Origin of the sequence: Paraburkholderia pallida, from assembly GCF_004524855.1 — a bacterium.
Lineage (GTDB): Bacteria > Pseudomonadota > Gammaproteobacteria > Burkholderiales > Burkholderiaceae > Paraburkholderia > Paraburkholderia oxyphila.
Genome location: NZ_CP038150.1, coordinates 1,908,813 through 1,919,856, shown reverse-complemented (window position 1 = coordinate 1,919,856; position 11,044 = coordinate 1,908,813). Strand labels below are relative to the sequence as shown.

9 protein-coding genes are annotated in these 11,044 nt (G+C 59.9%); 5 read left to right on the top strand and 4 right to left on the bottom strand.

All coding sequences use genetic code 11. The features are described from left to right. Nucleotides 1-119: 119 nt before the first annotated feature. Nucleotides 120-473, bottom strand: a complete 354-nt coding sequence (locus E1956_RS35010; protein ID WP_418789309.1) for a DUF4148 domain-containing protein — start codon at nt 471-473, stop codon at nt 120-122. A 632-nt stretch (nt 474-1,105) separates the two neighbouring features. Between E1956_RS35010 and E1956_RS35005 the strand changes: the two genes are divergently transcribed. Next, on the top strand, nt 1,106-2,935 hold the full coding sequence (locus E1956_RS35005; RefSeq protein ID WP_167760208.1) for a sensor histidine kinase: 1,830 nt from the start codon (nt 1,106-1,108) through the stop codon (nt 2,933-2,935). Between the two features lie 69 nt (nt 2,936-3,004). Continuing rightward, entirely contained in the window at nt 3,005-4,951 is a 1,947-nt protein-coding gene (locus tag E1956_RS35000) for an ATP-binding response regulator (protein ID WP_134757795.1), read from the top strand. Between the two features lie 43 nt (nt 4,952-4,994). On the opposite strand, the gene E1956_RS34995 is transcribed toward E1956_RS35000, so the two are convergent. The 3 genes from E1956_RS34995 to E1956_RS34985 form a co-directional block, all read right to left on the bottom strand. Further along, complete coding sequence (locus E1956_RS34995; protein ID WP_134757793.1) at nt 4,995-5,699, bottom strand: LuxR C-terminal-related transcriptional regulator; 705 nt, start codon at nt 5,697-5,699, stop codon at nt 4,995-4,997. Between the two features lie 400 nt (nt 5,700-6,099). Continuing rightward, entirely contained in the window at nt 6,100-6,342 is a 243-nt protein-coding gene (locus E1956_RS34990; RefSeq protein WP_134757791.1) for a DUF6429 family protein, read from the bottom strand. A 77-nt stretch (nt 6,343-6,419) separates the two neighbouring features. Beyond that, nucleotides 6,420-7,472 (bottom strand): AraC family transcriptional regulator, encoded by a 1,053-nt coding sequence (locus E1956_RS34985; protein WP_134757789.1) that lies wholly within the window; start codon nt 7,470-7,472, stop codon nt 6,420-6,422. A gap of 290 nt (nt 7,473-7,762) precedes the next feature. Here E1956_RS34985 and E1956_RS34980 point away from each other — a divergent pair, with 290 nt between their 5' ends. The 3 genes from E1956_RS34980 to E1956_RS34970 are packed head-to-tail and all read left to right on the top strand — an operon-like array spanning nt 7,763 to nt 11,008. Then, nucleotides 7,763-8,548 (top strand): enoyl-CoA hydratase/isomerase family protein, encoded by a 786-nt coding sequence (locus E1956_RS34980; protein ID WP_134757787.1) that lies wholly within the window; start codon nt 7,763-7,765, stop codon nt 8,546-8,548. A 50-nt stretch (nt 8,549-8,598) separates the two neighbouring features. Next, nucleotides 8,599-9,840, top strand: coding sequence for a thiolase family protein (locus tag E1956_RS34975; protein WP_134757785.1), 1,242 nt, complete (start codon nt 8,599-8,601; stop codon nt 9,838-9,840). Nucleotides 9,841-9,850: 10 nt separating this feature from the next. Continuing rightward, a complete protein-coding gene (locus tag E1956_RS34970; protein ID WP_134757783.1) occupies nt 9,851-11,008 on the top strand; it encodes an acyl-CoA dehydrogenase family protein in 1,158 nt (385 codons plus the stop codon). The last annotated feature ends 36 nt before the right edge of the window (nt 11,009-11,044 follow it).

The window sequence follows — 11,044 nt, the reverse complement described above, 5'->3', positions numbered from 1 at the left end:
GTCACCGGCTATTCGTTGCGGAGGGTCCGAAACTTGGGACGCTTCCGTTAAGGACGCCCCCATACGATTCGGGCACGTTACCCGGATCGTGGGGGCGCGGTCGGGAGAGCCATCGGCGGTTAATTGCCGAAGAACAGGTTGCAGTAACTTGCGGGGCCGACACACGACGATGACATGGGCTTCGACACTTGCATGACGCCACCGGAAGCAGAGGTGCCATTGGCCGTCGTGCCGCCAACGTCACTGTCGCCCGCCTTCTGGCTGTCCTGTGCAGTGATCTTCGCTTCAGCAGCTTGAATCTGCTCAGGATACGTCGTATGGTCGCCGTCGCCCGGGCGATAGCCGGCCTGCTCGAGGCGGATCAGTTCCGCACGCACCTGCTCACGGGTGACGGGCGCGGTGCTCTGAGCAAAGCTGACGACCGGGCTTGCAAGCGCACAGCTGGCAAGGACAAGGCATACAAAGGTTTTCATGATGGATCTCCTTGATTTACTGCTCACTTAATAATCAGGATGCCTGATAGCACACTGCAGCCAGTTCTGCGGACAAACTGGATGTTGTGGTTGATATGGGGTGTAGAGTCGTCTGAGACCCGGCTGGCCTGACTCGGGGGCGTAACGTGAGCCATGCTGCGGCGATTGCCGCCCTCCTTGTTTCGAATTATGTTGCATTATTACGCCGTGTAACCGTGTCAGTTGTAGCCACGTCGATAATTTGATGTTCGGCATTAAATGTTCCTTTGTGGGCGAATAAATGTTCGGTGTCGCCCTGCGATTATTCGTTAGCGAGGCCGCCGCCCCATATTCACCCTCGCTCGGCCGCTTTGATGGTCTTCCACCCAATACCCGGAATGGTGCTCAGCCACGGGCTACCTGTATGAGTCACGAACTTTTGTTCGGCAAAAAACAGAACACTTGTCCATCGACTTGCCGGCGGACCGCTAGCACAATGGGGTGTAGCTGCACCTGATGCCCGGAGGCCGGTTATGGCGTCCTGTACTCGAACACCACGTGATGCTGACGCGGGCGCAAAACCCGGGGCCAGAACATCACCGTGCGGGAGTGAAGCCGCTCGCGTAATCGAGCGCCTCAGATTCTCTGAATTGATGAATCTCTTTGCAGGGCCGATTGCAGTACTCAGTGCCGAGCAGAATCTCCTCGTCAAACGCGAGTTATTGCAATCGCTCTCCCGTCGATCGGTATATTGGATCGCGCTACTGTTGATCGGAAGCCCGTTCTGGTTCGTAATGGGATCGTGGATCCAAACGTCTGATGTTTATCCCTGGTTCCGTGTCGTCTGGATCCTGGGACTATGGGCGATAGCCGTTCCCTCGGCAGCCTGCTTGCTGAAAAAAACCATGACGCTCCCGGAGCACGCCGGCGTCCGCGCGGTCGAGCAGATGCATTGGGCGTGGGCTGGATTGGTCATGCTGACATCGTTCTGGTGGGCGGCGGCCAGCTTTGGACTAACCCCACCCACCTTCGTGGTTCTCCACGGTTATTACTTTAGATTCGCCAGGTACGGCTTCATGGAACTGACGATGATCAGCCACGCATTTACTTTGCTGCTGCTCGCACCCAGCTTTCGTGCGGCTTTAGGTGCACTCGTAATCGGCACAGTCCCATTCGGCTTCAACATGGCACCCCTGCTGTTTACTCACCGGCCAGGAATGTTTGACTGGTATACGGCTCAATTAATTGGCTATTGTGTCATCGTATGGTTCATTTGCAACGATCAGCTACGGACGTGTGTCAATGAGGTCGTTCTCGAGGAGGCGCGATCTCAGGCTGTCGCGGCAACGGCGGAGAAGAACCAGTTTATCGCGGCAATAAGCCATGACTTGCGCCAACCGCTCACCACGCTTGGCCTGAAGTTAGATTTCATTGAGCGGAGCATGAGATCGACCCATCTGGTTGAAGACGTCGCGCTTGCGCAAAGGCAAGTGGATGCGATGGAAGGGATGATTAACGGCGCACTCGATATCTGCCGCCTCGAGTCCGGCACCTGGAGCATTGAAGTTCAGGAGGTGGCGCTGCCTTCCCTTTTGCGCGGCATCGTCATGGATATGCAGCCGCTGGCTGAGGCGAAGAGGCTGAAGTTAAGACTCCATAGCCGCCCCTGGCTGGTCCGTACGGATCGCCAGGCGTTGGACAGGATCGTCCGGAATATGGTGACCAATGCGATCCGTTACACGCCTTCCGAAAAGCGAGGCAAGAAGGGGCATGTTCTGGTGAGTTGCCAGAGGCGTGACCGCCACATAAAGATAAGCGTCTGGGACAACGGGATCGGTATTCCCGAAGGCAGACAGGCAGATATCTTCAAAAGCTATGTCCAGGTCAATAATCCCGAGCGGAATCGCGAAAAAGGGTTCGGCCTGGGTCTGGCCATTGTCCAGGGCCTCGCGAACCTTCTTGGTCACACACTGGATGTGGACTCGACACCCGGGCGGGGATCGCGTTTCTCGGTTACGGTCCCGTTCATCGGACTCATACCGCCGGAGTTGCGCGAGGTTCAAACGGATGAAGACGCCGCCCCGGACCTGACCAACATGGTCGTGGCGATCATCGTGGACAATTGCGACTTGAGGATCGAAATATCGATGCGCCTGATCGAGCATGGCTGCTACGTCGTGGCCGGGGAATCCTCATCCGATGTCATCGAGCAGTTGGGCATCGAGGCGTTGGCAAGCGGTCCGCACTTCATCCTCTCCGACTACCGGCTGGAAAACGAGGACGGTATTGCTGCGATCGCGGCGGTCCGCGCTGCTACCGACGCTGCGATCCCTGCAATCCTGTGGTCGGGCGACAGCTCGTCGGCTGTGCTCAAAACAGGCGCCGTCAGCGGCATGAAGCTCTTGTCGGGACCGGATGCGGAACAGACCTTGCTGACCATACTTGCAGAACACAAGCCCAAAACCGTGACCGAAGGCCGGTGAAAGAGATGGCAGCGGAACACAAAGCGAGCACTACGGAGCGTAGCTGCATTTGATTCTCGGAGGCCTGCTATGGCGTCCCGTATTCAAACACGACGTTACGCTGACGCGGGCGCAAAACCCGGTGCCAGAACATCACCGTGCGCGGGTGAAACGGCTCACGAAATCGAGTTCCGCCGATTCGCTGAATTCGTGAATCCCTTTCCGGGAGCGGTTGCAGCACTCAGTACCGAGCAGCATCTCTTTGTCAAACGTGAGTTATTAAGATCGCTGTCCCGTCGAGCGGTATGTTGGACCGTGCTTGTGTCGGTCGGAGCCACGCTGTTGTCCATCTATGGATCGTGGATCAAAACGCCGGAGAGCTATCGCTGGTTTCGTTTCGCCTGGATTCTGGGGCTGTGGGGCGTGGCCACGCCCATGGCAGCCTGCTTGCTGAAACGGACCATGGCGCTCCCGAAGCATGCCAGCGCCGACGCGGTCGAGCAGATGCACTGGGTATGGGCTGCGGCCGTCACGTTGACATCGTTCTGGTGGGCGGTGGGTAGCTTTGGGCTAACCCCTCCCGATTTCTCGAGCCATGCTCCCTACGTCAAATTGGCCAGTCTTGGCTTCCTTGAGTACACGCTAATCAGCCATACATTTACCTTGCTGCTGCTCGCACCCAGTCTTCGGGCGAATTTAGGCTCATTCGTGCTCGGTGCTATCCCGTTCGGATTTAGCCTGGCCCCCCCTCTATTGATTTACCGGCCCGGAATCCTGGTTTTTTATACGTCTCAACTCATTGGCTATTGTTTCCTCGCGTGGTTTGTCTTTTACAGTCAGCAACGCTCGTATGTTAAACAGATTATTCTCGATGAGGCACGAGAGCGGGCTGAAGCGGCAAAGGCGGAGAAGAACCTGCTTATCGCTGCGATCAGCCATGACTTGCGCCAACCGCTCACCACGCTCGGCCTGAAGCTGAATTTCATCGTGCGGAGCATTAAATCGACTCATCTGGTCGAGGACGTCTCGCTTGCCCAAAGGCAAGTGGATGCGATGGAAGGGATGATTAACGGCGCACTCGATATCTGCCGCCTCGAGTCCGGCACCTGGAACGTAGAAGTTCAGGAAGTAGCGCTGCCTTCCCTTTTGCGCGGCATCGTCGTGGATATGCAGCCGCTGGCTGAGGCGAAGGGGCTGAAGTTAAGACTCCATAGCCGCCCCTGGCTGGTCCATACGGATCGACATGCGTTGGACAGGATCGTCCGGAATATGGTGATCAACGCGGTCCGTTACACGCCTTCCGAAGAGGGAGGCAAGAAGGGGCATGTTCTGGTGAGTTGCCAGAAGCGAGGCAGCCACATAAAGATAAACGTCTGGGACAACGGGATTGGCATTCCCGAAGGCAGACAGGCGGATATCTTCAAAAGCTATGTCCAGGTCAATAATCCCGAGCGGAATCGCGAAAAAGGGTTCGGCCTGGGTCTGTCCATCGTCCAGGGCCTCGCGAACCTTCTTGGTCATACACTGGACGTGGACTCGACACCCGGGCGCGGATCGCGTTTCTCGGTTACGGTCCCGTTCATCGGACTCATACCGCCGGAGTTGCGCGAGGTTCAAACGGTCGAAGACGCCGACCCGGACCTGACCAATATGGTCGTGGCGATCATCGAGGACAATCGCGACTTGAGGATCGAAATATCGATGCGCCTGAGCGAGCGTGGCTGCTACGTCGTGGCGGGAGAATCGTCATCCGATGTCATCGAGCAATTGGGCATCGAAGCGTTGGCAAGCGGTCCGCACTTCATCCTCTCCGACTACCGGCTGGAAAACGAGGACGGTATTGCCGCGATTACGGCGGTCCGCGCCGCCAGCGGCGCTGCGATCCCTGCGATCCTGTGGTCGGGCGACACCTCGTCGGCTGTGCTCAAAAAAGTCGCCGTGAGTGGCATGAAGCTTTTGTCGAAACCGGTTTCGGAACGGACCTTATTGACCACACTTGCAAAATACAAACCCAAAACGTCGACCGAAGGCGGCTAAAAGGGATGGCAAGGGCACATGAAACGCGGTGTAGCAGAACTCTTTACGACGGTCGCGTATCTGCCTCCCCCCTTCCAAGCGCCAGCTCGGCATTGACTCGAAGTGCCGCTTCAACGCGGTTTCTGACTTGAAGTTTGTCGTAAATGACACAAGAAACCTGCCGGACATGACCCTCGGAGACGCCAAGCTCTCTTGCGATCTGCTTCCCGGAGAGGCCACGCGCAATGCAGCGCGCCAGTTCCCACTCGCGCGGAGAAAGCCCAAGATGATGTTGACTCCGGCTGGCTGTGGGTGCTTGTGTCGAGCAGGCGAAGCGGAGCAAGACTTCTTCCGGAATCCAGAGCTCACCTCCCAAGATCCGGCTCAGTCCAACGAACATCTTTTTGTGCGCGCCGCCTTTCAGCAGGATGCCTCGAGCAGCGTAGTCACGCATGCACATTCGCAGGATTTCCACTTCATGATCGCTTCCAGGTGCCAGTCCTGTGCAGATGACCACGGGAACGCCGGATGGATTGCCGGCCTGGAAATGCTCGAGTGTGGCAGCGCCGCGGTTCTCACCATCCAGATTGAGATCCAGGAATACGAGGTCCGGCGGAGGTGTCTTGTTGACTTCTTCAAGCGCGCTGGCAAGCGTGAACACGGGCGTGATGTCGATTGGCGTTGCGCTCAGCTCCGACGCGTGTGTCTGGACATATTCGGAAAGCGCAACGCAAAGAATTTCGTGGTCATCGACCCATAGGATCTTCATGGGCGCTTCTCCTCTTCATACAGCCGAGAAAAGCAATCGATCGCACGCCATATTTGCGCGCAGCGCTCCTCAAAAGCTTAGCATATCGGGGAGGCCGCAGAACCTCGAGCACAGGGTATGCCATGTTCGCGCCGCGTGCCGCGCCCCGAGGCGGCACGCGGCGTTGCACGGTCGCATCGGGCCTGCGCGGCAGCCGCGGGCATGACTGCGAAGCGCAAAGTGGTGGTGGCGCGCCGACAGCCTCGCCGCGGGATGTCTGCGGCGTACCGACAGTTCGATGCCCCGCATTTGTGCGCAATGCGTCGACGTAGGCGCGCGGCACCCCACTTTCGTCGAGGCACTGCTTCACACCGAAGATCGTGAAGGCAGAACGAGTGTCACGAGTTAAAAATTCGTTCCATTAATCGATTGTGCTGTCACCCGTGCTGAAGAGTTGCTTGAAGAGACGTTCGGATTCGCGCAAGCCTTCGTCAGTGAGTACCACGGACTTCGTCTTGTTGACGGGATTGTCGATGAGGCCTCGCTCATAAAGACGATTGAGGGAATCCCAATCGAAGCCTTTCCAGGCACGGTAGTGATCATGCAAGGTCAAGTGCAGGAGCGCGAGAACGGCGTCGTCAATCGCAGCTTCATTGATGTTCATACTGTTCGTCCCAATACTGTTTATACCCGTGCGCAAAGCCATTCGAGGCTCGCGAGAATTTCATCGGCTGATCCCTACTACGACAAAGCCGCCTGGTCAGTTCGATCGTCCCGGAACTGCGTAGGCGATACGCCGGTCCAGCGCTTGAATGCGCGGGCGAAATTGCTGGTGCTCGTGAATCCAAGCAAGAAAGCGATTTCAGTTACGGAGCTGCTTCGCTGCCGGATGTAATTGCAAGCCAGTTCCCGGCGCGTGTCATCCATGATCTGCAGGAAATGCGTGCCGCGCTGCGCGAGGCGCACCTGCAACGTAGCCGGGCTCACGCATAACGCTTCCGCGACCTTCTCCCTGCTGCAGTCGCCCGAGGGCAGCAATTCGATTATTTTCTGCGTGACACCGGTCACCACGTCGCTCTTGTCCAGTCGGGCAAGATATTGATTGGCGATATTGTCGTTGACTTGCGCCAATTCCGGGCAGGCGCCGCCGAGCGGCTGCATCAACGCGTGCCTGTCGAAAGTCAGCGTCGTGGCCGGATTCGAAAAACTGACCGGCGCTCGCATCAAGGCGCGGTACGGCTCGTCACCCTCGCGCGGCATTGGGCGATGGAATGCCACGGACAGCGGGTTGAACCCCGGCTTGTACAACATGCGCATCGTCTGCACCAGGAAACCCACGAATGCGTCTTCAGTTTCGCCGCAGACCTCGATCCTGAAATCGGTGGCGTGCACGGCAATGGTGTCGCCTTCTTCAATGACACGAACGGTCGCCGATTGCGACACCAGCCGGAAATGCCGCGCCAGCCGGCGACAAAAGTCGAGCAACGTGCTGCTGGCGGCGAGCGCATAGCCGAGCGCATGCAAGTTGGAGATGTGGATGTGCCGGGCGACCGACAGGCCGAAATACGGATTGTTGGTGGCCTCCACGCAAGCACGGTATAGCCGGGTCAGGGTGGCGACAGGCAATCGGATCATCGGGCCGTTGACCGTCTGGGGTGGCACGCCGACCGAGCGAAAAATGCGCTCGCTGTCGATTCCGCTGGCTTGCAGCGTCTTGGCGATTGCCGTGCAGTACCCCGCTATGGTCGTCGCTTCCTGTGTGGCGACGTGGGAGGGGTGGCGGTCGGATTTCAAGGCGCGGCGATGTAAGCAAACGGTGGTGCTGCCGATTCTACACCGTCGCTGAACGGGTCATTGCGCGCTCACGGCAGCCGTCCTTCGTCCGTGCCGGGACGACCGCCCTCCTTCCACAGTCACGGCTCACTCGCGCGATCCACGACCATTCACCGCGGATCGCTCTGCGGAATGTACTTTTCGTTCCAAAGAGCCGCGCGGTCATTGCCCCCTGCCTATGATGACTTCCTGGCGCGGACAGGTCTTCGCCTCTCCGCCGCGACAACATACCCAGATAATCCGGAGACATCATGCCCGAAGAAGCCTTGCTGTTTGAAACAACGGGCGCGGTTGCGCGCTTGACGCTGAATCGCCCCAAGGCGATGAACGCGATGAATACCGCGCTGCTGGCCGAACTGGATCGCCGGCTGGCACAGATCGCCGCCGACGATGAGATTCGCGTCCTGGTCTTGACCGGCGCGGGCCCCGCTTTCTGCGCCGGCGCGGACTTGAAGGAGGTGCTGGCCAGTCAGAAGTCCGAGGCCGGCGAAGCCGATTTCCTCGACCGGGCCGACGCAACGCTTGCGCGCCTGCGCAATTTCCCCAAACCGGTGATCGCCGCGCTGAACGGCGTCACCATGGCCGGGGGCCTCGAGATGGCCATGTGCGCCGACATCGTCATCGCTGCGGAAAGCGCCGGCATCGGGGACGCGCATGCCAACTTCGGCGTCTATCCCGGCGCCGGCGGCGCAGCGGTTTTGCCGCGCCTCATTCCCCAGAACATCGCGATGTATCTGCTGTTCACCGGCAAGACGCTTTCGGCGGCTGAGATGAAGGCATACGGTTTCGTCTCCGAAGTGCATCCCGACGGCGACCTGGCCGATGCGGCGATGAAGCTGGCCGGCCAGATTGCCGGCAAGAGCCCTGTCGTGTTGCGGCGCATGAAGGAAGTCGCGCGCGTCTCCGCCGACAAGAGCCGGGACGACGCCTTGCTGCATGAGCAGGTCATGCTGCGTCGCCATCTGCGCAGCTTTGACCTGCAGGAAGGCTTGCAGGCATTCGCCGAAAAGCGCGCGCCGCAATTCCAGGGCCGTTGAGCCGACCCACGTCTTCATCCTGCATCTCTCATCCCTTTTTCGGGAATTACATGAACGATATCTATGTGGCCGGCGTCGGCATGACGCCGTTCGGGCGCCTGCTTGAGCGCAGCGTATACGACATGGTCGGCGAAGCCGTCACCCTGGCCTTGAAAGACGCCGGCGCAGAGGCTGCCGACATCGGCTCGGCATTCTATGCGACGCTGACCAATGGCCAGTTCCAGGGGCAGACCGCGATTCCCGGGCCCATCGCCATGCGCCGCATCGGCATCGAGGGCATTCCGGTGTTCACCGTCGAAAACGCCTGCGCCGCCGGCTCCTCGGCATTCAACCTGGCGGTGCAGGCACTGCGCGCCGGAACCTGCGACGTGGCGCTGGCCGTCGGCGCGGAAAAGATGAACATCGCCGACAAGGCGAGGATGTTTGCCGCATTCGATGGCGGCTGGGACGTCTCCACGGTCGAGGCAAACAAGAAGACGCTGCTGGCATTGGGCGAAGGCGTCGAGCCCCCGCCCGGCACGATGTCCGAGCGCCCGTACAGCGTGTTCATGGATGTCTACGCCGCCATCTGCCGCAACCATATGAAGCGATACGGCACCACGCAGCACCAGATTGCCGCGGTCGCGGCCAAGAACCACCAGCACTCCGTGCATAACCCGCTGGCGCAATTCCAGCAGCCCATGACGATCGAGGCGGTGTTGGCTTCGCCGCCGATCACCTACCCGCTGACGACGGCCATGTGCTCGCCGATCAGCGACGGCGCCGCCGCCGCCGTGCTGTGCACCGCCGACGGCCTGAAGCGCCTGTGGGGCACCCCCGGCCGCGCCGTGCGCGTGCTGGCCAGCGTCATTCAGACCGGCACGACGCGCAGTCTGGACGAGCCGCAAAAAATCATCGCTCACCTCGCAGCGAAGAAAGCCTACGAACAAGCCGGCGTCGCCCCTGCGGACGTTGACGTTGCCGAAGTGCACGACGCCTCGGCGATCGGCGAAATCCTCAACGCCGAATCGCTGATGCTGGTGCCGTTCGGCGAAGGCGGCCCCGCGGCCGGGCGCGGCGACTTCACGGTCGGCGGACGCATCCCGATCAACCCGTCCGGCGGCCTCGAATCGAAGGGGCATCCGATCGGCGCTACCGGTCTTGGCCAGATTCACGAACTGGTGACGCAATTGCGCGGCGAAGCGGGACAGCGTCAGGTTCGAGACGCACGCATCGCCATTCAGGAAAACGGCGGCGGCCTGTACGGCATCGAAGAAGCCGTGGTCGGCGTCAATATCCTGGCAAAACAATAAGGACTCCACAATGGGACGCGTATTCCGCACTGAAGAGCAGCAGGCTGCAGTCGATGGACTGAAACGCTTCCTCGACGCCGAGATCGATCCGATCTTCAGCAAGCAATACCGCGACAAGTTCGTGCCGCGCGACAAGATGGCCGCCATCATGCGCCAGCTAACGGAGTTCGGGCTGGTGTCGGGCATCGCGAGCGAAGCCAACGGCGGCATGGGGCTGGATTGGCTGACTTCGCTGATGCTGTTCGAGGAAGTGGCCACCACTTCGGCCGACCTGTCGGTGCCGGTGCTGATCAACTCGTTTGGCGTCGTGCTGCTCGAGAAGGTTGCACCCCCACATTTGCGTGAACGCTACCTGCCCGGCCTGTTGAGCGGCGACAGTTTCGTCTCGATGGGCATTTCCGAGCCCGACGTCGGCTCCAACGTCCTGGAGATCAGAACGCGTGCGCGCCGCGATGGCGACCATTTCATCATCAACGGCGAAAAGACTTGGATCAGCAATGGCGAGTACTCGGACTTCCTGATCTGCACCTGCCGAACCAGCGACGACCCGCGCAAGGGGCTGACCCATTTCCTGCTCGACCGCAAGGAGCATCCGTACGAAGTCCGCGGCATCCACAAGATCGGCTTCAACAGCCAGTCCACTGCACAGATCTTCCTGACCGATGTGCGCGTGCCCGCCTCCAACATGATCGGCAACGAAGGCGAGGGATTGCGCAATACGCTCTCGCTGTTCGAGCGGTCGCGCGTATTCGTCGCCGCCCAGGGACTGGGCATCGGCCGCCGCGCGCTCGAAGAAGCGGTTCGTTATGCGAAGGAACGCCGCCAGCACGGCAAGGTCATCGCGGGCCATCAGTTGATCGCGGCGATGCTGGCCGAAATGGCCACCAACGTGGACGCAGCGCGCCTGTTGACCTACCGCGCCGCGTCGATGATCGAAGCCGGCGTGCCGGCCGAGATGGAAGCGGCAATGGCCAAGTATTTCGCCTGCGAAGCCGCCGTGAAGATCGCCCGCCAGGCCGTGCAGATCCACGGGGGCAATGGCGTCACGACCGAATTCCTCGTCGAGAAACTCGCTCGCGAGGCGATCATCGCGCCGATTCCGGAAGGCACGACCCAGATCCAGCAACTCATTATCGGCCGCGCCTTGACCGGCGTGCCGGCGTTCTAGGGCGCCGAGGCGAAGCATTTAATATCTACAGGAAAC